The sequence below is a fragment of the Roseateles chitinivorans genome (genome assembly GCF_002761755.1).
Taxonomy (GTDB): domain Bacteria; phylum Pseudomonadota; class Gammaproteobacteria; order Burkholderiales; family Burkholderiaceae_C; genus Roseateles; species Roseateles chitinivorans.
The window spans coordinates 151,015-171,302 of record NZ_PEOG01000005.1 but is presented as its reverse complement, the minus strand read 5'-3'; the positions used below and the strand labels follow the sequence as shown (position 1 = coordinate 171,302).

At 69.1% G+C, this 20,288-nt stretch carries 20 protein-coding genes; all 20 read right to left on the bottom strand.

From position 1 onward, the window contains the following. Window positions 1-5: 5 nt before the first annotated feature. Window positions 6-1,574: a DUF5691 domain-containing protein gene (locus CS062_RS01245; RefSeq protein WP_143742219.1), complete on the bottom strand. Its 1,569-nt coding sequence runs from the start codon at window positions 1,572-1,574 to the stop codon at window positions 6-8. Next, the gene (locus CS062_RS01240) at window positions 1,571-2,980 is read right to left on the bottom strand and encodes an SWIM zinc finger family protein (RefSeq protein ID WP_099859655.1); all 1,410 of its coding nucleotides are present in this window, start codon (window positions 2,978-2,980) and stop codon (window positions 1,571-1,573) included. Before CS062_RS01240 ends, CS062_RS01245 begins: the two co-directional genes overlap by 4 nt. 98 nt (window positions 2,981-3,078) lie before the next feature. Next, window positions 3,079-4,164, bottom strand: coding sequence for a beta-N-acetylhexosaminidase (gene nagZ, locus CS062_RS01235; RefSeq protein WP_099859654.1), 1,086 nt, complete (start codon window positions 4,162-4,164; stop codon window positions 3,079-3,081). 93 nt (window positions 4,165-4,257) lie between these two features. Next, the gene (gene acpS / locus CS062_RS01230; RefSeq protein ID WP_099859653.1) at window positions 4,258-4,653 is read right to left on the bottom strand and encodes a holo-ACP synthase; all 396 of its coding nucleotides are present in this window, start codon (window positions 4,651-4,653) and stop codon (window positions 4,258-4,260) included. Window positions 4,654-4,723: 70 nt separating this feature from the next. Continuing rightward, a complete protein-coding gene (locus tag CS062_RS01225; protein ID WP_099859652.1) occupies window positions 4,724-5,506 on the bottom strand; it encodes a pyridoxine 5'-phosphate synthase in 783 nt (260 codons plus the stop codon). Then, complete coding sequence (recO, locus tag CS062_RS01220) at window positions 5,503-6,279, bottom strand: DNA repair protein RecO (RefSeq protein ID WP_099859651.1); 777 nt, start codon at window positions 6,277-6,279, stop codon at window positions 5,503-5,505. The genes CS062_RS01225 and recO overlap by 4 nt, the downstream gene beginning before the upstream one ends. A 4-nt stretch (window positions 6,280-6,283) precedes the next feature. Continuing rightward, on the bottom strand, window positions 6,284-7,207 hold the full coding sequence (gene era, locus CS062_RS01215) for a GTPase Era (protein ID WP_233217856.1): 924 nt from the start codon (window positions 7,205-7,207) through the stop codon (window positions 6,284-6,286). 271 nt (window positions 7,208-7,478) lie between these two features. Continuing rightward, on the bottom strand, window positions 7,479-8,186 hold the full coding sequence (rnc, locus tag CS062_RS01210) for a ribonuclease III (RefSeq protein WP_091726622.1): 708 nt from the start codon (window positions 8,184-8,186) through the stop codon (window positions 7,479-7,481). 23 nt (window positions 8,187-8,209) lie between these two features. After that, window positions 8,210-8,566 carry a DUF4845 domain-containing protein gene (locus tag CS062_RS01205; RefSeq protein ID WP_099859650.1) on the bottom strand — a complete coding sequence of 119 codons (357 nt, stop codon included), beginning with the start codon at window positions 8,564-8,566 and terminating at the stop codon, window positions 8,210-8,212. 59 nt (window positions 8,567-8,625) lie between these two features. Further along, the gene (lepB, locus tag CS062_RS01200) at window positions 8,626-9,606 is read right to left on the bottom strand and encodes a signal peptidase I (RefSeq protein WP_099859649.1); all 981 of its coding nucleotides are present in this window, start codon (window positions 9,604-9,606) and stop codon (window positions 8,626-8,628) included. Beyond that, window positions 9,603-11,411 (bottom strand): translation elongation factor 4, encoded by a 1,809-nt coding sequence (gene lepA / locus CS062_RS01195; RefSeq protein WP_091726633.1) that lies wholly within the window; start codon window positions 11,409-11,411, stop codon window positions 9,603-9,605. Before lepA ends, lepB begins: the two co-directional genes overlap by 4 nt. Before the next feature lie 542 nt (window positions 11,412-11,953). Beyond that, the gene (locus CS062_RS01190) at window positions 11,954-13,408 is read right to left on the bottom strand and encodes a DegQ family serine endoprotease (protein ID WP_099859677.1); all 1,455 of its coding nucleotides are present in this window, start codon (window positions 13,406-13,408) and stop codon (window positions 11,954-11,956) included. 135 nt (window positions 13,409-13,543) lie between these two features. Beyond that, a complete protein-coding gene (locus CS062_RS01185) occupies window positions 13,544-14,023 on the bottom strand; it encodes a hypothetical protein (protein ID WP_143742218.1) in 480 nt (159 codons plus the stop codon). A gap of 29 nt (window positions 14,024-14,052) precedes the next feature. Beyond that, complete coding sequence (gene fabF, locus CS062_RS01180) at window positions 14,053-15,300, bottom strand: beta-ketoacyl-ACP synthase II (RefSeq protein ID WP_099859647.1); 1,248 nt, start codon at window positions 15,298-15,300, stop codon at window positions 14,053-14,055. 9 nt (window positions 15,301-15,309) lie between these two features. Then, window positions 15,310-15,549, bottom strand: a complete 240-nt coding sequence (gene acpP / locus CS062_RS01175; RefSeq protein ID WP_058936430.1) for an acyl carrier protein — start codon at window positions 15,547-15,549, stop codon at window positions 15,310-15,312. Between the two features lie 183 nt (window positions 15,550-15,732). After that, the gene (fabG, locus tag CS062_RS01170; RefSeq protein WP_099859646.1) at window positions 15,733-16,470 is read right to left on the bottom strand and encodes a 3-oxoacyl-ACP reductase FabG; all 738 of its coding nucleotides are present in this window, start codon (window positions 16,468-16,470) and stop codon (window positions 15,733-15,735) included. Window positions 16,471-16,509: 39 nt separating this feature from the next. Further along, complete coding sequence (gene fabD, locus CS062_RS01165) at window positions 16,510-17,451, bottom strand: ACP S-malonyltransferase (RefSeq protein WP_099859645.1); 942 nt, start codon at window positions 17,449-17,451, stop codon at window positions 16,510-16,512. Between the two features lie 180 nt (window positions 17,452-17,631). Next, a complete protein-coding gene (locus CS062_RS01160; protein WP_099859644.1) occupies window positions 17,632-18,621 on the bottom strand; it encodes a beta-ketoacyl-ACP synthase III in 990 nt (329 codons plus the stop codon). Further along, window positions 18,618-19,751 (bottom strand): phosphate acyltransferase PlsX, encoded by a 1,134-nt coding sequence (gene plsX / locus CS062_RS01155; protein ID WP_199174142.1) that lies wholly within the window; start codon window positions 19,749-19,751, stop codon window positions 18,618-18,620. Before plsX ends, CS062_RS01160 begins: the two co-directional genes overlap by 4 nt. Window positions 19,752-20,044: 293 nt before the next feature. After that, window positions 20,045-20,230, bottom strand: coding sequence for a 50S ribosomal protein L32 (rpmF, locus tag CS062_RS01150; RefSeq protein WP_091726670.1), 186 nt, complete (start codon window positions 20,228-20,230; stop codon window positions 20,045-20,047). Between the last annotated feature and the right edge of the window lie 58 nt (window positions 20,231-20,288).

Sequence of the window (20,288 nt, the reverse complement as noted above, 5' to 3'; positions counted from 1 at the left end):
GGTCGTCATGGGGTCCTCGGGGTCGGATCCGGTTGAAGAGCGATCAGGGCACGGCGCAGCGCGACCGTCTGCGCGACGGCCTGCAGCAGGTCCGCATAGGCGGCGGTCTCGCCGGCCGCGCGCTGGTCGGCGATCGAGCCGTACGCGGACAGGGAGTCGGGATGCACGACGGCGCCGAAGTCGGCCAGCATCGCGCGCACGGTGTAGTCGTCCTTGAGCGTGCCGGCGCGGGCCCGCGTCAGCAGCTGCTCGGTCAGCGCCTGCGAGAGCAGCGGGCCGAGCGTCTCGCCGCCGCTCGCCGCGGCGATCAGCGCGGACAGGGGCAGCGTGCCCTGCTGCAGGTGGCGCAGCCAGTAGCGCTCCCGGCGGGCCTGCGGCAGCCAGCCCAGCACCTGCGCGGCGCGGTGCGACTCGATGCCCGCGCCGAGGTCGCCGAACGCATGGTCGAGGAAGGCCTCGCACCAGTCGGTCTCGCGCGTCGCGCCGAGCACGTCGAACCAGCCACGCTGCAGGGCCTCGAACCAATCGGTCTTGCCGGCCCAGCCGAGCAGCTCGGCGGGCGTCATGCCGGTCGTTTCGACCCACCAGCCCAGCGGCACCTGGCGCACCAGCTGGAATAGCCACCAGCCGCGCTCGCCGAGCTTCTCCGTCTGAGGGCGCTCAGCGACGAGTTGATCGGCGGCCCAATCGCTGCCGGCGGCGGCCGGCGCGTCGATGACCCAGTGCCGGCGCAGCAGCGCACGCTCGCTGCGCAGCAGCGGCGCGAGGCGACCGATCGCGCGACGGGGATGCGCCGCGCCGGGCAGGCGCAGCAGCATGCCGAGCGCGACCTCGCGCACCTCGCGGCTGCGATCGGCCCGGAGGCGGTCGAGCACGGCTTCGTCGTCGACGGACAAACCGACGGCGAGCTGCGACGCGAGATCGGCGCGCTCCTTCGCGGGCAGTTCGGCCAAGGCGGCTTCAAGCCGGGCGCGGCCAGCGACGGCATCCGCGGCGCGCTCGCGGGCCAGGAAGGCGCGGCGCTGCTCGAGCGTGCCCTCGGTCCATCGCGAATGATCGAGCGCATCGCCGCCGACGCCGGCCGCGTAGCGCCACTCCTCGCGCTGGCGGGCGAGCCACAGCCCGCGCTCGCCGAGCACCGGCAGCAGCGGCGCCCGCAGCGCCACTGAACGGCGGCCGAGTTCGAGCGCCTGCGGCAGCAAGGGGTCGGGCAGGCGCAGTCCGGCGGCGGCCAGGTCCGCGAAGACCTGCCACTGGAGCCGGGCCGGCGCCTCGCTCAGCGCCCAGCGCAGCAGCGATCGCAGCTGTCCGCCCTGTCCGTCGGGGACCACCGGCAGGCGGTCCTCCGCGGCCGGTTCCGGTGGTGCGACGGTCCAGGGGCGGTCCTGCAGGCCAGCGGCCTCGCAGGCCGCGATGACCGCCATCGCGCGCAGGACCTGATTCGACGGACCGTCCGCGGCCCGCGCGGCCTGCGCCGCAAGCTGGCCGATCTCGCCGGGCCATTCGGGCAGCGGTCCGGGCTGCCGTTCGGTGCCGACCATCGCGATCGGCAGCAGCGGGGTCCAGGCGCTCATGCGGCGCTCCGGGTCCAGAGGGGCCGCGGCGATCCGGCGGCCCACGCGGTCAACGGGCTCAGGCGCACGCCGTCCCATTCGCCCATCACGTCGAGCGGGTGCGCCCCCGAGACCGCCATCAGCGACCACCAGTCTTCATCGCCCAGGCGCAGCGGCACGGCGCGGCCCTCGGCGGTCAGGGACGGACCGGCATCGGAGGCGACGGGGATCGCGTTCGAGAGCACCACCGGATGCAGCGACGCGAACGGATGGGCAGCGATGCGCTGCGCGACCCGCTGCCATTCGGCGCTCCAGGCCTGCGGCGCCAGGCCCGCGGCGCCTTCGGCGGTGGCCGGCTCCGTCGAGGGCGCCTCGTCCGCGACCAGCGCGCGCAGCGGCGCGCCGCCGGGATAGAAGACCAGCGTGAGCGCCTTGCCGGAACCCGGCAGCCACAGCCCATCGAAGCCGCGCCCGCCATGCGTGTGTTCGAGCAGCCAGGCGCGGCGGCCGGAGCGCTCGCCATGCAGCCAGACGCGGCGTTCGTTGAGGCGCGCGTCGCGTTCCTCGACGATGACGCCGATGACGGTCCAGCGATCGGTCAGGCGCTCGCCGGTGGCGAGCACCTCGGCCTGGTCGAGCGGCCAGCCGCAGACGGTGCGCAGGTCCGCCTGGACGGCGGCGGGCAGCGTCTCGCGCCGGCCGATGGCGTCGCAGGCCAGCTGGAGCAGGCCCAGACGCGCGAGCATGCGTTCGGGCCAGTCGGCGCCGACGCGCCAGCCATCGGCGGCCGCGGTGAGCCGCTGTCCGAGCCCGGGCGCCTGCGCGTCGACCATGCGGGCCGCCATGGTTCGCCAGCCGCGGATCGCGGCGTCGTCGAGCGCCCCGAGGCCGCGGCCGATCTGATCGCCGAGCCAGCGTTGCAGTTCACCGGCGGCGTCCTCGATGCGGCGCCAGCGCTGCGATTCGCGCTTCGCCGCGCCATCCGGATCGGCGAGCGCGGCAGCGGCCTGCGCGGGATCGGCGCCGTCGGCGAGTTGTGCCGCGCGCTCGGCGGCGCGGTCGGCGGCCTTCTGGTAGCGCTCTTCCTTCTTCTGCGCCCGCTCGCCACGCGACGCCAGCCATTCGGCCACCCAGGCCGGCGGCTCGCCGCCGCTGAACTTCGACGCCTCCTGCGCCCGCAGCATCAGCAGCGCGAGGCCATGCTTGCAGGGGAACTTGCGGCTGGGGCAGGAGCAGCGGAACGCGGGACCGCTCAGGTCCACCTGCGTCTGGTACGGCTTGGAGCCGCTGCCCTGGCACTCGCCCCAGACGGCGGCGTCATCGGCGCCGAGCAAGGGCCACTTGGCCGGCGAGGTGAGCCCACGCGCAGCCTTCGCCGAAGCCTCGTCCGGCGCCAGCGCCAGCACTCCCTCCATGGTCAGCGTCATGCTGGCCCGCTCCCTGATTGATCGTTGTCCGGTCAGTTGGGGCGGAGTCTAGCTGGCGGTCGCCGTCCCACCGCCCGGGGCCTCACAGCCTCACAGCCTCAGGGCAGTCGCGCCAGCGCCTCCAGGTACCTCGGCGCGAGCATCAACTCATCCCAGGTCAGCGGCGCCGACTGCGGCACCAGCGCCGCGCGGCGCGCCTCGCCGTCGATCGCCGGCATCCAGGCGCCGGTCGACTGCGCCACGGTCAGGCCGTCCAGCAGCTCATCGATCGCGCGGCCGCCCTGCTCCAGGCTCTGGTTGCACAGCAGCACCAGGTCGCAGCCGGCCCCCAGCGCCGCCAGCGCGGCCTCGGTGTAACCCACCGGCCGGCCCTCGATGACGCGCGCCGCCGCCATGCCCAGGTCGTCGCTGAACACCGCGCCGGCGAAGCCCAGCCGGTCGCGCAGGATGTCCTGCAGCCAGCGCCGGCTGAAGCCCGCCGGCCGGCTGTCCACCTTGCGGTAGATCACGTGCGCCGGCATCACCGCCGACAGGCTCAGGCTCAGCCATTCGAAGGGCCGCACATCCTCCGCCAGGATGGTCTTCAGCGACCGGGTGTCCACCGGCACACCCACATGCGAATCGACGCTCACGAAGCCGTGTCCGGGGAAGTGCTTGCCGCAGCTGCCCATGCCGGCCAGCGCCAGGCCCTGCATCAGGCTCTGCGCCAGCAGGCTCACCACCCGCGGATCGCCATGGAAGCTGCGCGAGCCGATCACCGGGCTGACCGACTGCCGAGAGGCGTCCTGGTGGTCCAGGTCGAGCACCGGCGTGAAGCTCATGTCGACGCCGCAGGCCCGCAGCTCCAGCGCCAGCACCAGGCCGGTCGCGGTCGCCGCCTGGACCGCGCGCATCGCGTCGTCCATCCACAGCTCGCCGAGCGTGCGCATCGCCGGCAGCGCGGTGAAGCCGTCGGTGCGGAAGCGCTGCACCCGGCCGCCTTCCTGGTCGACGGCGATCAGCAGGTCCGGCCGCAGCGACTTGGCCTCGGCGCACAGCGCAGTCAGCTGCGCGCGGCTCTCGAAGTGGCGCGCGAACAGGATCATCCCGCCGGTCAGCGGATGCGCCAGCCGGCGCCGATCGTCGGCGGTCAGCGTCGTGCCCGCGATGTCGAGGATCACCGGCGAATGCAGGGAATCGGTCATTGACTTGTCTCTCTCGTTGAACGGGCGTCGTCGCGCCCGCGTGGTTTCAGATCGCGGGCCGGGCCATCGGCGCCCGCGTCTCGGGCCCGTGGCTCAGTCCCGCGTCTCGACGACGACGAACGCCGTGGCGTAGTCCGTCTCGTCGCTGACGCTGACATGGGCTCTCAGGCCCTTGGCCTCGAACCAGTCGGCCAGGTCGTCGTGCAGCCGGATCTCCGGCTTGCCGCTGCGGGCCTTGACGATCTCACAGGCGCGCCAGGTCATCGGCATGCGCATGCCCAGGCCGATCGCCTTCGAGAAGGCCTCCTTGGCGGAGAAGCGCGTCGCCAGGTAGGCGATGCCCCGCGCCTCGACCTTGGCATACCGCTCGCGGAACACCTCGATCTCGTGCGGGCCCAGCACCTTCTCGGCGAAGCGCTCCCCGCGCCGTGCGAAGGTGCTCCGGATGCGCCGGATGTCGCAGACGTCCGTGCCGATGCCGTAGATCATCGCGACCCTTTCATGCGCGCCCGGTGCGCGTCTCGTGCCCGCTGCGTGGTGCTTGCGTGCGCAAATGCAATCAGACGTAGGCGCGCTGGATGCAGCGCTGGTAGTCGCGCACGGTCTCGGCATAGCCGAGTTCCAGCGCGTCCGCGATCAGCGCATGGCCGATCGACACCTCCGCCACGCCCGGCACCTCGCGCAGGAAGCGCGTCAGGTTGTCGCGGTTCAGGTCGTGGCCCGCGTTGATGCCCAGCCCCTGCGCCAGTGCCGCGCGTGCCGCGGCGGCGAAGCCGGCCACCACCTCCGCCTCGCGCGGCGTGCCGAAGGCGCTCGCCCAGGTCTCGGTGTAGAGCTCGATGCGTTCGGCGCCCAGCGCCGCCACATGGGCCATCGCTTCGGGCACCGGGTCCATGAACAGGCTCACCCGCACGCCGAGCGACCGGCATTCGGCGATCAGCGGACGCAGCCGCTCGGTGTCGGCCGGCAGGTTCCAGCCATGGTCGGAGGTGAACTGGTCCTCGCTGTCGGGAACGAAGGTCGCCTGGTGGGGACGGACCTCGCGGATGAAGTCCATCAGGTTCTGCGTCGGGTTGCCCTCGATGTTGTATTCCGCTTGCGGCCAGGCCTTCATCAGCGCGGCGAGCTCGCGCACATCGTGCGCGCGGATGTGGCGCTCGTCGGGCCGCGGATGCACCGTGATGCCTTGCGCGCCGGCCTCCAGGCACAGCTGCGCCGCGCGCGTCACGCTGGGGATGCCCAGGTGCCGCGTGTTGCGCAGCAGCGCGACCTTGTTGACATTGACCGAGAGCGCGCAACGCGCGTCGTGGCGACCGGATTCGGGAGCGATCAACGGATTCATGTGAGCAGCTTCTGGACGTCGAGCAGCACCTGCCGCGTCCGCAGAGGACGATGGCCCAGATGATAGTGAAGCAACGCGCGCAGCAGCGGCTTCAAGGCCGGCCCGGCACCCTCGCAGGCCTGCTGCAGTGCCGCCTGGCTGCCATGCAGCAGGGCCGCCTGGAGTTGGATGAAGGCCATGCCGGTGAGCTGCGGCGCGTCGTGCGTCGGCACGATCACGCCGGACTCCGGCGCCAGCATGTAGGGCCGCTCCGGATCGAGCGGCGCCTGCGTCGTGGCCAGCACGCTCAGGTCGGGCAGCAGGCCGCAGGTCGCCAGCAGCGTCAACTCGAAGGCGCGCAGTGCCGCCTGCGCATCGTCCACCGACGCCAGGCGGGGCAGCAGCGCCGCATAGGCATCGAACAGGCCCGGCTGCGCGTCCTGCCGCGGCAGGAACTTCAGCAGCAGCTCGTTGACGTAATAACCGCTGAACAGCGCCGCGCCACTGGGCAGCGTCTGCCCCCCCACCCATTCCGCGCCGCGCAGCGATTGCACCTCGGCCGCGCCGTCCTCGTTCATCTTCGACGGCCGGGACAGTGTCACCTGCAGGCGCAGGAAGGGCAGCAGCACCGATCTCAGCTGGGAATACGGCCGCTTGGCGCCTTTCGCGACGACCGCCAGCCGGCCATGCTCGCGGGAGAACAGGTCCAGCACCAGGCTGGTCTCGCTCCAGTCGTAGTGGTGCAAGACAAAAGCCGCCTGCGTGGCGGGCGGCTTCGGGGCGCGTGGGGCCATGGGCTCACTCGTAGCCGTAGCTTCTGAGGTGCTCTTCGCTGTCGGCCCAGCCGGACCGGACCTTGACCCACAGCTCCAGGAACACGCGCGCGTCCATCAGCGTCTCGAGCTCCTGGCGGGCCTCGGAGCCGATGCGCTTCAGGCGCTCCCCGCCCTGCCCGATGACCATGCCCTTCTGGGCGTCGCGCTCGACGACGATGGTCGCGGCGATGCGCCTCAGGTTCCCCTCTTCCTCCCAGCGGTCGATGATCACCGTCGCCTCATAGGGCAGCTCGTCGCCGGTCAGGCGGAAGAGCTTTTCGCGGATCATCTCGGCGGCCAGGAACTTCTCGCTGCGGTCGGTCAGCGCGTCCTCCTCGTAGAACCATTCCTGGTTCGGGAGGTAGGGCTTCAGGATCTGGAACAGGCGCTGGACATCGGCATCCTTCTTGGCCGACAACGGCACGAACTCGCTGAAGTTGCGGCGCTCCTGCATGCTCTTGAGCCAAGGCATCAGCTCGGCGCGGCGATGCACCGCGTCCAGCTTGTTGGCGATCAGCACGACCGGCTTGTCCTGCGGCAGCAGCGACAGCACCTTGGCGTCATCCAGGCCGAAGCGGCCCGCCTCGACGACGAACAGCACCAGGTCCACGTCCGCCAGCACACCCTGCACCGTGCGGTTCAGGTTGCGGTTCAGCGCGGTGCTGTGCTTGGTCTGGAAGCCGGGCGTGTCGACGAAGACGAACTGCGCCTCGTCGACGGTGCGCACGCCGGTGATGCGATGGCGCGTCGTCTGCGCCTTCTTCGAGGTGATCGAGACCTTCTGTCCGACCAGCGCATTCAGCAGCGTGGACTTGCCGACGTTGGGCCGACCGACGATGGCGATCAGGCCGCAGCGCTGGTCGCCTTCGTACGGCGGCGCCCCGATGCCGCCCTGCACCTCGGGCAACCCGTCCTCGTCGAGGTCCTCGTCCCGGTCGTCGCCGCCTTCGGGGGCGATGTCGGCATTGGGGTCCAGCGGGGTGTCGAGGGCGTGCGGGGCGTTCAGAGCGGGGTCCTTGGGAACTGGAGCGCCGGCCGTGGCGGCCGGCAGCGATGCGGACGGGGCGTCCGGAGGGGAATCGGGAGCGGAGCCGGGAGCGGAATCCGGAAGGCCATCGGACGAGGACGCCGCCGTCGGCGTCCTCGGGGGTCTCGGTGCGTTCATCGCGGGCTCCGCGTCAGTCGCGCAGGCCGGTGCCCGGCCGGTCGCCGGCGAGCAGTTCATCGAGCACCTGCCGGGCCGCCTCCTGCTCGGCGATCCGGCGCGAGCGGCCTTCGCCGCGACGCGACAGCGTCAGCGCGGCCACTTCGCACTCGACGGTGAAGGTCTGCGCATGCGCCTGGCCCCGCGTCTCGACGATGCGGTAGGCCGGCACCGCCAGCTTGCGCGCCTGCAGCCATTCCTGCAGCGCGGTCTTGGCGTCCTTGGCCCATTGGTCGATGCCGCTGGCGGCGATCGTCTCGCCCAGCAGGCGTCGGACGATCTCGCGCGCGGCCTCGTAGCCGCCGTCCTGGAAGGCGGCGCCAATGACCGCTTCCAGCGCGTCGGCCAGGATGGACGGCCGCTGGCCGCCACCGCCGCGGGCTTCGCCTTCGCTCATCCGCAGCGCTTCCGGCATCTGCAGTTGCAGCGCGAGGCGATGCAGGCTGTCCTCGCGCACCAGGTGCGCGCGGATGCGCGTCAGGTCACCTTCGTCCGAGCCGGCGAAACGCTCGTACAGCAGCGCGGACACCGCCAGGTTCAGCACCGCGTCGCCAAGGAACTCCAGCCGCTCGTTGTGCTGCTGGCCGAAGCTGCGGTGCGTCAACGCGCGCTGCAGCAATCCCGCTTGGGTGAAGCGGTAGCCGAGGCGTTGCTGGAGGGCGTCGAGCGCTTGCGGGGTCATGGGCGAAAGGCCTTGCGGGCGGGTCAGTGCGACTCGCCTTTGTACTTGATCAGCAGGAAGGCCGGGCCGAACAGGGGCACTTCCTTGTCGTACGCGAAGGTGATCTTCACCTTGTCGTCGACCTTGGTGATGTTCAGGTCCTTGGGCTCGATGCTGACGATCGAGTATTCGATCTGCTTGGTGCGTTCGAACGAGTCACGCGCCGCCGCCACGGTGGACGGACCATCCTTGGCGATCTTGTCGATCGCGCGCTGGATCGTGTAGTACTCCATCACGGTCGGCACCACGCGCAGCAGGATCACCGACCCACCGCCAATGATCACCGCCCAGAACAGCAGTCCCAGCAGGCTGATGCCTCGTTGAATCTTCCGTGCCCTCATCACGCGTCGCTCCGCAAATAGTCGTTGGTACAGAGTAGTCGATCGTCGCAGGCGCCGCCTCAGCGGATGCTGCCGATGCGCTTCAGGTTGCCGAAGTTCATCCACACCACGAAGGCGCGGCCGACGATGTTCTCATCCGGCACGAATCCCCAGAAGCGGGAATCCTGGGAGTTGTCGCGGTTGTCGCCCATCATGAAGTAATGGCCGGCCGGCACCTTGCAGGTCACCCCCTCGGCGGTGTAGGTGCAGTTCTCGCTGTACGGGAAGTCGTACTGCTTCCGGATGACGCCGGGCGCTACCGGGGCGACCAGGATCTGGTGCTCGACCGCGCCCAGCTTCTCGGTGAAGCGCGGACGGAAGCGCATCGAGCCCGGATCCTCGTCGAAGTACTCGCCTTGCGAGACGGTCTCGACCAGCTTGCCGTTGAGGTACAGCTTCTGGTTCAGGTAGGCGATCTCGTCGCCGGGCAGGCCGACGGCGCGCTTGATGTAGTCGACGCTCGGGTTCTGCGGGAAGCGGAACACCACCACGTCGCCACGCTGGACATCGTTGTTGCTGATGATCTTCTTGTTGATCACCGGCAGCCGGATGCCGTAGTGGTACTTGTTCACCAGGATCAGGTCGCCGATCAGCAGCGTCGGCACCATCGAGCCCGAAGGGATCTTGAACGGCTCGAACATGAACGAGCGCAGCAGGAACACGATCAGGATCACCGGGAACAGGCCGGCGGTCCAGTCCAGCCACCAGGGCTGGCGCAGCAGTTCCTCGCGGGCGCCTTCGACGTCGCCGTCGACGCGCTGGATGCCCTGCGCGGCCAGTGAGGCGCGACGCGCCGCGTCGCTCTCGCCGAGACGGACCGCCGCGCGACGGCGCGCCGGCTCGAAGTGGAAGCGCTCGGCCAGCCAGTAGGCCAGCGTCACCGTCGTCAGGATCAACAGCAGCAGCGAGAAGTTGCCGTTCCAGTAGCCCGTGTACCAGCCGCCCAGGTAGGCGATCAGGGCGGCGTACAGCAGCCCGGTCAGTGCGCTCATGGCTTTCATTCTTCGACTTGGAGGATGGCCAGGAAGGCTTCTTGCGGCACCTCCACCGAACCGATTTGCTTCATGCGCTTCTTGCCGGCCTTCTGCTTCTCCAGCAGCTTGCGCTTGCGGGTGATGTCACCGCCGTAGCATTTTGCCAGCACGTTCTTGCGCAGCGCCTTGATGTTCTCGCGCGAGATGATGTTGGCGCCGATCGCCGCCTGGATCGCCACGTCGTACATCTGGCGCGGGATGATCTCGCGCATCTTGGCCGCGACCTGGCGACCGCGGAACTGGGACTGCGAGCGGTGCACGATCAGCGACAGCGCATCGATGCGGTCGCCGTTGATCAGCATGTCGACCTTGACCACGTCCGAGGCGCGGTACTCCTTGAACTCGTAGTCCATCGACGCATAGCCGCGCGAGACCGACTTCAGCTTGTCGAAGAAGTCCAGCACGATCTCCGCCAGCGGGATCTCGTAGGTCAGCATGACCTGGCGGCCGTGATAGGCCATGTTCAGCTGCACGCCGCGCTTCTGGTTGGCCAGCGTCATCACCGGGCCGACGTATTCCTGCGGCATGTACAGGTGGACCGTCACGATCGGCTCGCGGATCTCGCCGATCTTGCTCTGCTCGGGCATCTTGGACGGGTTCTCGACCTCGATCACCTCGCCGTCGCCCAGCTGGACCTCGTACACCACGCTCGGCGCGGTGGTGATCAGGTCCTGGTCGAATTCGCGCTCCAGCCGCTCCTGCACGATCTCCATGTGCAGCAGTCCCAGGAAGCCGCAACGGAAACCGAAGCCCAGCGCCTGGGAGACTTCCGGCTCGAAGCGCAGCGAGGCGTCGTTCAGCTTGAGCTTCTCCAGCGCGTCGCGGAGCTGGTCGTACTCGCTCGCCTCGGTCGGATACAGGCCGGCGAAGACCTGCGGCTGGATCTCCTTGAAGCCGGGCAGCGCCTCGGCGGCGGGGCCGAGGTTGTTGGGCAGCTTCTTTTCCAGCGTGATGGTGTCGCCCACCTTCGCCGCGGCCAGTTCCTTGATGCCGGCAATGATGAAGCCCACCTGGCCGGCGCTGAGCTGGTCCCGGTTCTCCGACTTCGGTGTGAACACGCCCAGGTGCTCGGCCGGGTAGACGGCATTGGTCGCCATCATCCGGATGCGCTCGCCCTTCTTCAGCGTGCCGTCGACGACCCGCACCAGCATCACGACACCGACGTAGTTGTCGAACCACGAGTCGATGATCATGGCGCGCAGCGGCGCCTCGACCACGCCCTTGGGCGGCGGCATGCGGGCGATGACGGCCTCGAGGATGTCGTCGATGCCCATCCCGGTCTTGGCCGAGCAGGGGATCGCGTCCGTCGCGTCGATGCCGATGACGTCCTCGATCTCCGCCTTGGCACCGTCCGGATTGGCCTGCGGCAGGTCCATCTTGTTCAGGACCGGAATCACCTCGACGCCCAGTTCCAGCGCGGTGTAGCAGTTCGCCACCGTCTGGGCCTCGACGCCCTGGCTCGCGTCCACCACCAGCAGCGCACCCTCGCAGGCGGACAGCGAGCGGCTCACCTCATAGGAGAAGTCCACGTGCCCGGGGGTGTCGATCAGGTTCAGGTTGTAGACCTGCCCGTCGCGCGCCTTGTATTGCAGCGCGGCGGTCTGGGCCTTGATGGTGATGCCGCGCTCGCGCTCGATGTCCATCGAGTCCAGCACCTGCGCTTCCATCTCCCGGTCGGACAGACCTCCGCAGCGCTGGATGATCCGGTCGGCCAGCGTGCTCTTGCCGTGGTCGATGTGGGCAATGATCGAGAAATTGCGGATGTGGTTCATGGACTCGGACGGAGACCGCGAACTCGCCCGCCACGCCAGCGACCCTCGAGCGGGGCACGCTGAGACGACGCTGCGGACGGTCGGTCGGGCGGTGTTGCACGGTCCTTCTCAGGACCTGAACGGGACATAAAAAAAAGGCACGTCGAAACGGTGACGCGCCTTCCAACAAAACGTATGGCAACTGCTTGTTGGGCTTTCATTGTAGCCAAAAGCCCCGCCCTGGAAACCGCATGGATGCGAGCTTCTCGCGCGTTGCCCGTCGCCAACAGCGATTTTGTGCACAGGTTATCCACAAAACTTGGGGGCATCCTGTGGATCGCTGAGCCCATCAAAAAGGAGCCTTCCGATTCACCGTCGGAACAGCGACAAAGCTGCCCGAACGCGGCCGGATTGTAGCGGAGCGAGGCACCAATGCCTCGTCTTGGTCACAGCGGTGAGCAAGCACCAACCGACGCCAAGGCGTATCGCAGGTCACGAATCGCCGGCCGAGCATTCCGTATTACGGAAAGCCCCAGGCCGGCGCTGGGTTGACGATGCAGCGCTCACCCCTTGCCCGGCTTGAGGACCACGTAGGTGGCGACCTCGCCCCGGCGGACGAGCATCTGCAGCGACTTGCCCTTTTCTACCTTCGCCAGCGCTGCCTGGAATTGCTTGACGGTCTTCACCTCGGCATTGTTGGCGGAGAGGATCACGTCGCCGGCCTTCAGCCCGGCGCGTGCCGCCGGCCCCTCGGCCGTGTCGATGCGCAGGCCGCCGTCCACCTTCAGTTCCTTGCGCTGCGCCTCGCTGAGTTCGCTGACGGTCAGGCCCCAGGCTTGCGCGCCGGTGGCAGCCGGTGCTTCGGCATCCGGCGCGGCCGGCGTGCGGTCGTCCGGCAGCGCGTCAAGCGTCGCGACGAGGTCCTTGTAGGCGCCGCGGCGGAACACCTGCAGCGGCACCTTGGTGCCGGGTTTGGTCGCGGCGGCGAGCCGGCGCAGGTCGACCGCCTTCTCGACCGTCTTCCCGTCGAACTTGGTGATCACGTCGCCCAGTTGGAGGCCGGCCTTCTCGCCGGGGCCGGCAGGCGTGATGCGGCTGATCAACGCCCCCTGCGGCTTGCCCAAGCCAATGGCTTCGGCGACTTCCTTGCTGACGTCGTCCGGATACACGCCCAGCATGCCGCGCGTCACGCGCCCGCTGGCGCGCAGCTGATCGGCCACGCGCATCGCCTCGTCGATCGGGATCGCGAACGAGATCCCCATGAACCCGCCCGACTGGCTATAGATCTGCGAGTTGATGCCCACCACCTCGCCGCGCAGGTTCAGCAGCGGACCGCCGGAGTTGCCCGGGTTGATGGCGACGTCGGTCTGGATCAGCGGCAGCAGATCGCCGGTGTCGCGCGCCTTGGCGCTGACGATGCCGGCCGTCACCGTGTTGTCGAAGCCGAAGGGCGAGCCGATGGCCATGACCCATTCGCCGACCTTGAGCTTGCCGACATCCCCCATCCGCAGCAGCGGCAGGTTGCTCGCCTCGATCTTCAGCACGGCGACGTCGGTGCGGCGGTCCAGGCCCACGACCTTGGCCTTGAACTCGCGCTTGTCGGTCAGCGTGACCATCACCTCATCGGCGTCATCGACGACATGCGCATTGGTCATCACGAAGCCGTCGGCGCCGATCACGAAGCCCGACCCGAGGCCGCGACGCTGCGGCGCGTCGTCGTCCTCATCGTCGTCCGGCGCGGGAGCCGGCGGCGGGTTGGCCCCGGGAGGCGCGCGGCGCTGCGGCGGCACCGGAATGCCGAAGCGGCGCAGCAGTTCGCGCATCTGTTCATCGACCTGCGCGTTCGCGACCTTGACCTTCTCCGACGTCCGGATATTGACGACGGCCGGCCCCGCCTGCTCCACCAGGGCGCTGAAGTCGGGCAGCGCGCGCGTCAGGTCGGGCGCGGCGACCGGCACGGCAGCGGCGGGCGCGGGCTTCGTCGTGGTCTGTGCGCAGACGCCCAGCGACCCGCCCATCAGGGCGGCGCCGGCGATCGCCAAGACAAGACGTCGAGGGGAGCGGGAACGATCGGAATTGGGCATGAACACTCGCAGGTGGCGATGCAGGGTCGAAAGGCTCACATCATGCCCGCATTTCAAAACAGGCAGGCGTCAGCCTCGAGCGAGGAACAGGTGAAGCCGCAGCGGCGTCCATTGCCCGCCGAGCGCCCCGCGCGAGGCGGCAATCCAGCGCACCGGCTGCCGGCCTCGGCGGGGGACGCCGGCGACCTCGACTGCAGGGTTCAGCCGCAGCAGCATCCACCGTTCGATGTCGATGAAGACGTCCGGCGTGACGGCAAGCGGCTCGCCCGCCTGCTGCCACCACCATTGCGCGCCGTCCCAGCGCAGGACGTCCACAGGCCGTGCGCGGACCGGCAGTGAGGCGGCCGCGAGTGCGACGCCCACAGGACCCAGCAGCATGCCGAGGTCGGAAGCCTCCGCGAAGAGGCCCGCCTGCCGCAGCACCGCGACGACGGCAGCGGTGACACCGGCCGACAGCACGGCGCGCTGCAGGCGCTCCCACCGCAGGTCGCGCGGCAATGAAAAACGCCGGGCGGCAGCCCGGCGTGGTGTCGATCGGTTCGGCGTCATCGGTCGCCGTCCGTGTCGTGGGTCCTGGATCAGACCCGCTTGAAGATCAGCGTGCCGTTCGTGCCGCCGAAGCCGAAGTTGTTCTTCGCGGCGTACTCGATCGGCATCTTCCGCGCCTCATTGGCGCAGTAGTCCAGGTCGCACTCCGGGTCCTGGTTGAAGATGTTGATCGTCGGCGGAGCGACCTGGTCGTGGATCGCCTTGACGGTGAACACCGACTCGATGCCGCCAGCGCCGCCCAGCAGGTGGCCGGTCATCGACTTCGTCGACGACACCACCAGGCCGCTCTTCGCGTAGGCGCCGAAGGCCTGCTTGATCGCGTTGGTTTCGTTGGCATCGCCCAGCGGCGTGGACGTGCCGTGCGCGTTCATGTACTGGATCTGGTCCGCGTTCAGGCCCGCGTTGCGCAGCGCGTTGCGCATCGAGCGCGTCGGGCCATCCACGTCGGGTGCGGTCATGTGGTACGCGTCGGCGCTCATGCCGAAGCCGACCAGTTCCGCGTAGATCTTGGCGCCGCGCTTCTTGGCGTGCTCGTATTCCTCGAGCACCAGCACGCCGGCGCCCTCGCCCAGCACGAAGCCGTCGCGGTCCTTGTCCCAGGGGCGGGACGCGGTCTTCGGGTCGTCATTGCGGGTGGACAGCGCACGGGCCGCGGCGAAACCGCCGACGCCCAGCGGGGACACCGTCGATTCCGAACCGCCAGCGACCATGACGTCGGCGTCGCCCGCCTCGATCATTCGGCCGGCCTGTCCGATGCTGTGCAGCCCCGTCGTGCACGCCGTCACGATCGCCAGGTTCGGGCCCTTGAACCCGCACTTGATCGAGACGTGGCCGGAGATCATGTTGATGATCGAGGCCGGCACGAAGAACGGACTGATGCGGCGCGGGCCGCGATTGGTCAGTTCCGCGTGGGTTTCCTCGATCATCGGCAGGCCGCCGATGCCCGAGCCGACCAGCACGCCGATGCGTTCAGCCAGTTCGGGGCTCAACGCGTCGCCGGTGGGCAGACCCGAGTCCTGGATCGCCTGCAGCGAGGCCGCCAGCCCGTAATGGATGAACGTGTCCATGTGCCGGGCTTCCTTCGCGGGGATGTAGTCATCCACCTTGAAGTCCTTGACCTCGCCAGCGAAATGGCAGGCCAGGGGGCTGGCATCGAAACGGGTGATGGTGTCGATGCCGGACCGACCGGCCACGATGTTGGCCCAGCCCTGCTCGACCGTGTTGCCCACGGGCGAGATCAGGCCGAGACCGGTGACGACGACGCGACGACGGCTCATGCTGCTTGCTTACGCCTTCTGGTGCTTGACCGCGTAGTCGATCGCCAGTTGAACGGTGGTGATCTTCTCGGCCTCTTCGTCCGGGATCTCGATGCCGAACTCGTCTTCGAGGGCCATCACCAGTTCCACGGTGTCCAGAGAATCAGCGCCCAGATCGGCGACGAAGGCCTTTTCATTGGTCACATCGGCTTCGGGCACGCCGAGTTGCTCGGCGATGATTTTCTTGACACGTGCTTCGATATCGCTCATGACTCCTCCAGGAGGGGTTTGCTAGAACAACCCGGGATTCTAAGGCCTTAGAGTGGCGCCCCTAGTTCGGACCTCCCGAGGCGCGCCTTCCTCGAGGGATACGGCGCGCGCTCGCACTCTATCAGCCCCACACCGGCCGGGTGAATCCGGTGGGTGGCCCGCCCGCGAGGGGCGGCTTCCACCTCAATTCATGTACATGCCGCCGTTGACATGCAGCTCGACGCCTGTGATGTAGCCCGCCTCGGGCGACGCCAGGAACGCCACCGCATGTGCGATCTCGGCCGGGTCGCCCAGGCGGCCCGCGGGAATCTGCGCCAGCAGCGCGGTCTTCTGCGCCTCCGGCAGCACGTCGGTCATGTCGGTGGCGATGAAGCCGGGGGCGACGCAGTTCACCGTGATCGAGCGGCTGCCCAGTTCCCGTGCGAGGGCACGCGTCATGCCCGCCACGCCGGCCTTGGCGGCCGCGTAGTTGGCCTGCCCGGCGTTGCCGGAGGCGCCCACCACCGAGGTGATGTTGATGATGCGACCGTAGCGCTGCTTCATCATCGGCCGCATCACCGCGCGACTGGCCCGGAAGACGGCCTTCAGGTTGGTGTCCAGGACGGCGTCCCAGTCCTCGTCCTTGAGGCGCATGGCGAGCATGTCCTTGGTGATGCCGGCGTTGTTGACCAGCACCTGGATGCCGCCGTCCTGCTTGACGATCGTGTCGATCAGCGCATCGACGGCCGCGCCGTCATTGACGTTGAGCACCGCGCCGCGGCCGCCGTGCGGCGCCAGCGCCTCGGTGATGGCCTGCGCGCCGGACTCGCTGGTCGCGGTGCCGATCACCACGTAGCCCTTCTGGGCCAGCGTCAGCGCGATCGCGCGGCCGATGCCGCGGCTGGCACCGGTCACCAGGGCCACTTGCTTGTTATCGGACATGGGGAACCTCGGAGGGATTCAGGGAGGGGAATTCAGGCTTCAGGCCAGCAGCGCCTTGGCTTCGGCCAGCGAGGCGGGGTCGAGCACCGTGGCGCTGGCCAGTTCGGCATCGATGCGCTTGGCCATGCCGGCCAGCACCTTGCCGGGGCCGCATTCGATGACGGTGGTCAGGCCACGCGCCTTGAGCGCCTGCACCACCTCGACCCAGCGCACCGGACCGAAGGCCTGGCGGAAGAGCGCGTCGCGCAGCGCCTCGACGTCGTCGGTCACGGCGACGTCGATGTTGTTGATCACCGGGAAGGCGGCTGGCTGGAAGGCGACCGCGGCCAGCTTCTCGCGCAGGCGGTCGGCAGCCGGCTTCATCAGGCTGGAGTGGAAGGGCGCGGACACCGGCAGCGGCAGCGCGCGCTTGGCGCCCGCGGCCTTGAGCGCCTCATTGGCCTTCTCCACGCCCGCCTTCGAGCCGGCGATCACCGTCTGCTTCGGGTCGTTGAAGTTGACCGCCTCGACGACCTCGCTCGATTCTGCGGCGACCTGTTGGCAGACCTGGCGCACCGTGGCTGCGTCCAGGCCCAGGATGGCGGACATCGCGCCGGTGCCCACCGGCACCGCCTCCTGCATTGCCTGCGCGCGGAAGCGCACCAGCGGCAGCGCGTCGGACAGACTCAGCGCACCGGCGGCGACCAGCGCCGTGTACTCGCCCAGCGAGTGGCCGGCGGCCGCCGACGGCACCAGGCCGGTCTCGGCGATCCAGGCGCGGTAGTTGGCGACACCGGCGGTCAGCATCACCGGCTGCGTGTTGGTCGTCAGGTCCAGTTGTTCCTTGGGACCGTTCTTGATCAGCGCGCCGATGTCCTCGCCCAGCGCGGCGGAGGCCTCGGCCAGCGTGCGGACGACTTCCGGGTGATCGCCCCAGGCGTCCAGCATGCCCACCGATTGCGAGCCCTGGCCGGGGAAGACGAATGCGAAGTTCTTGCTCATGGCGGTTGGAATCTGAAGCTAACGAATCGGGAGGGAGCGGCGCGGGCGACGGCCCGGAGGAGGGCGACACCCGCACCGTCACCGCATGCGTCGCGCATCGACGCAGTCGCGGAGGCGGCGGGCGCCGCCTGGTTCAAGGCGACACGTCGAAAGGCCGGACGAGCCGGCGTCAAGCAGGCATCAGTAATCCAGCAGCACCGCACCCCAGGTGAAGCCGCCGCCGACGCCTTCCAGCATCACCGTGTCGCCGCGCTTGATCTTGCCGGCGCGCACCGCGACGTCGAAAGCCAGCGGGATCGAGGCGGCCGAGGTGTTGCCGTGTTCGTCGACGGTCACGATCAGCTTGTCCAGCGACATCTTCAGCTTCTTGGCGGTGCCCTGCATGATCCGGATGTTGGCCTGATGGGGGATCAGCCAATCGATGTCCGCATCGGTGCGGCCGGCCTTGTCCAGGACCGAACGGGCCACCTTCTCGAGCACGCCCACCGCCAGCTTGAACACCGCCTGGCCGTCCATCTTCAGCAGCGGATGGCCGAGCACTTCGCCGCCGGACACGGTGCCGGGGGTGCAGAGGATGTCGGCATGGCGGCCGTCGGCATGGAGCTCGCTGGCGAGGATGCCGGGCTCGTCGCTGGCGCCCACGACCACCGCTCCGGCGCCGTCGCCGAACAGCACGCAGGTGGTGCGGTCCTTGAAGTCGAGGATGCGCGAGAACACTTCCGCGCCGACCACCAGCGCCTTGGTCGCGGCGCCGCTCTTGATCATCGCGTCGGCAACGGTCAGCGCGTAGACGAAGCCGGAGCACACGGCCTGCACGTCGAAGGCGGCGCAGCCATGGATGCCGAGCTTCTGCTGCAGCAGGCAGGCGGTGGACGGGAAGACCATGTCCGGCGTGGACGTGGCGACGATGATCAGGTCGATCTCGTCGGCGTGGACGCCGGCCGATTCGAGCGCCGCGAGCGACGCGGGCAGGGCGAGATCGCTGGCGGTGACTTGCGGGTCGGCGAAGTGACGGGCGTGGATGCCGGTCCGCTCGACGATCCATTCATGGGAGGTCTCGATCCCGTCGCGGGCGAGGCGTTCCGCGAGGGCCGCGTTGGTGACGCGGTTGGCGGGCAGGTAGCTGCCGGTGCCGAGGATGCGGGTATGGCGCTTGGAAGCAGTGGTCATGCAGCGTGGGCGGCGGCGGCCGCCTTGTCTCCAGCATCGACGCCCTCCTCATTGGCCGGCGCGGGGAGCGCCTGCAGCGTCGCGACGATGCGATCGTGAACCCGGTCTAGGAGCCGGTTGCGGGCCGCATCATACGCCCGGTTCAAGGCCTGCTCGAAAGCGAAGGCATCGGCCGAGCCGTGGCTCTTGAAGACCAGTCCGCGCAGGCCCAGCAGCGCCGCGCCGTTGAAGCGGCGGTGGTCGACGCGGTTCTTGAAGCGCTGCAGCACCGGCATCGCCAGCAGCGCGATCAGCTTGGTCCAGGCGCTGCGGGTGAACTCCGCCTTGATGAAGCTGGAGATCATGCTGGCCAGCCCCTCGGCGGTCTTGAGCGCGACATTGCCGACGAATCCGTCGCAGACGACGACATCGGTCGTGCCCTTGAAGATGTCGTTGCCCTCGACATTGCCGTGGAAGTTGAGCTGGTCATGGGCGGCGACCTCGCGCAGCAGTTCGCCGGCGCGCTTGATGGTCTCGTTGCCCTTGATCATTTCCTCGCCGATGTTCAGCAGGCCGACGCTCGGGTTCTCCTTGCCGTCCACCGCCGACACCAGCGCGCTGCCCATGACGGCGAACTGCAGCAGGTGCTCCGGGCCGCAGTCGACGTTGGCGCCGAGGTCCAGCACGGTGGTGAAGCCGCCGACCTGGTTGGGCATCACCGTGGCGATCGCCGGCCGGTCGATGCCTTCGAGCGTCTTGAGCAGGTACTTGGCGACCGCCATCAGCGCGCCGGTGTTGCCGGCGGAGACACAGGCCTGCGCGAGCGCCGGCGTCCCGTCCTTGCCCGGCTTGAGCTGCGAGATCGCCACCCGCATCGACGAGTCCTTCTTGCGGCGCAGCGCGACCTCGATCGGATCCTCCATGCTGACGACCTCGCTGGCGGGGACGATGCGCACGCGCGGCCAGGCGGCCGCTTCCTGGAGCGCCTCGGGCAGGCCGACCAGCAGCAGCTCCGCTTGCGGATGCGCGGCGAGGAAGGCCCGGCAGGCGGGAAGCGTCACGGCGGGGCCGTGATCGCCGCCCATGCAATCCACCGCCAGACGAAGCGGCTCGGCGGAGGGCGATGAGCGGGTGGCGGGAATTGCGGTCATCGAAACCTGAGAAGAATCACCGGTCGAAGGTGCGACTGTAGCGACCTCGCAAGAAGCGTGCGCGACAGCCGGACCCATCCGGCTCACGCGCCCGGGGCATTCCAGGCACGCGCGGTGGGGACGGAAAGACGACGGAGATCGACGGAAGTCGACAGAAGTCGACGGAGAGCTACGGGAATCAACGAAAATGCGAAAGCCCGGCAACGCGAGGCGCTGAACCGGGCTTTCTTCTTGTCGTGAGGACCAGGCGGAAGGCGCCGTGCGGCGGCTTCCTGACCGGCTGATCGCGTCGATCAGGCGGCGTCGGCCTTGGTCTTCAGCACCTTGCGGCCACGATAGAAGCCGTTGGGGCTGATGTGGTGGCGCAGATGCACTTCACCGGTGGTCGGCTCGATCGCGGTGCCCGGGGTGCCCAGGGCGTTGTGCGAGCGGTGCATGCCACGCTTCGACGGGGACTTCTTGTTTTGCTGAACGGCCATGATTGATTCTCCTAAAGGCTTCGGCTGGCTTCGGTGGTTCGAGGCTTGCTCGGGCTCT

Bases quoted from the DNA above. Each gene is read 5' to 3' on its own strand.
- acpS (WP_099859653.1), bottom strand. From the start codon at position 4,653: ATGATCTACGGCATCGGCACGGACGTCTGCGACATCCGGCGCATCCGG.
- CS062_RS01225 (WP_099859652.1), bottom strand. From the start codon at position 5,506: ATGAATCCGTTGATCGCTCCCGAATCCGGTCGCCACGACGCGCGTTGC.
- fabD (WP_099859645.1), bottom strand. From the start codon at position 17,451: ATGAGCAAGAACTTCGCATTCGTCTTCCCCGGCCAGGGCTCGCAATCG.
- plsX (WP_199174142.1), bottom strand. From the start codon at position 19,751: ATGACCGCAATTCCCGCCACCCGCTCATCGCCCTCCGCCGAGCCGCTT.
- recO (WP_099859651.1), bottom strand. From the start codon at position 6,279: ATGGCCCCACGCGCCCCGAAGCCGCCCGCCACGCAGGCGGCTTTTGTC.
- CS062_RS01160 (WP_099859644.1), bottom strand. From the start codon at position 18,621: ATGACCACTGCTTCCAAGCGCCATACCCGCATCCTCGGCACCGGCAGC.
- CS062_RS01245 (WP_143742219.1), bottom strand. From the start codon at position 1,574: ATGAGCGCCTGGACCCCGCTGCTGCCGATCGCGATGGTCGGCACCGAA.
- CS062_RS01185 (WP_143742218.1), bottom strand. From the start codon at position 14,023: ATGACGCCGAACCGATCGACACCACGCCGGGCTGCCGCCCGGCGTTTT.
- lepB (WP_099859649.1), bottom strand. From the start codon at position 9,606: ATGAAAGCCATGAGCGCACTGACCGGGCTGCTGTACGCCGCCCTGATC.
- nagZ (WP_099859654.1), bottom strand. From the start codon at position 4,164: ATGACCGATTCCCTGCATTCGCCGGTGATCCTCGACATCGCGGGCACG.
- fabG (WP_099859646.1), bottom strand. From the start codon at position 16,470: ATGTCCGATAACAAGCAAGTGGCCCTGGTGACCGGTGCCAGCCGCGGC.
- CS062_RS01240 (WP_099859655.1), bottom strand. From the start codon at position 2,980: ATGACGCTGACCATGGAGGGAGTGCTGGCGCTGGCGCCGGACGAGGCT.
- acpP (WP_058936430.1), bottom strand. From the start codon at position 15,549: ATGAGCGATATCGAAGCACGTGTCAAGAAAATCATCGCCGAGCAACTC.
- lepA (WP_091726633.1), bottom strand. From the start codon at position 11,411: ATGAACCACATCCGCAATTTCTCGATCATTGCCCACATCGACCACGGC.
- CS062_RS01205 (WP_099859650.1), bottom strand. From the start codon at position 8,566: ATGAGGGCACGGAAGATTCAACGAGGCATCAGCCTGCTGGGACTGCTG.
- rnc (WP_091726622.1), bottom strand. From the start codon at position 8,186: ATGACCCCGCAAGCGCTCGACGCCCTCCAGCAACGCCTCGGCTACCGC.
- CS062_RS01190 (WP_099859677.1), bottom strand. From the start codon at position 13,408: ATGGGCGGGTCGCTGGGCGTCTGCGCACAGACCACGACGAAGCCCGCG.
- fabF (WP_099859647.1), bottom strand. From the start codon at position 15,300: ATGAGCCGTCGTCGCGTCGTCGTCACCGGTCTCGGCCTGATCTCGCCC.
- rpmF (WP_091726670.1), bottom strand. From the start codon at position 20,230: ATGGCCGTTCAGCAAAACAAGAAGTCCCCGTCGAAGCGTGGCATGCAC.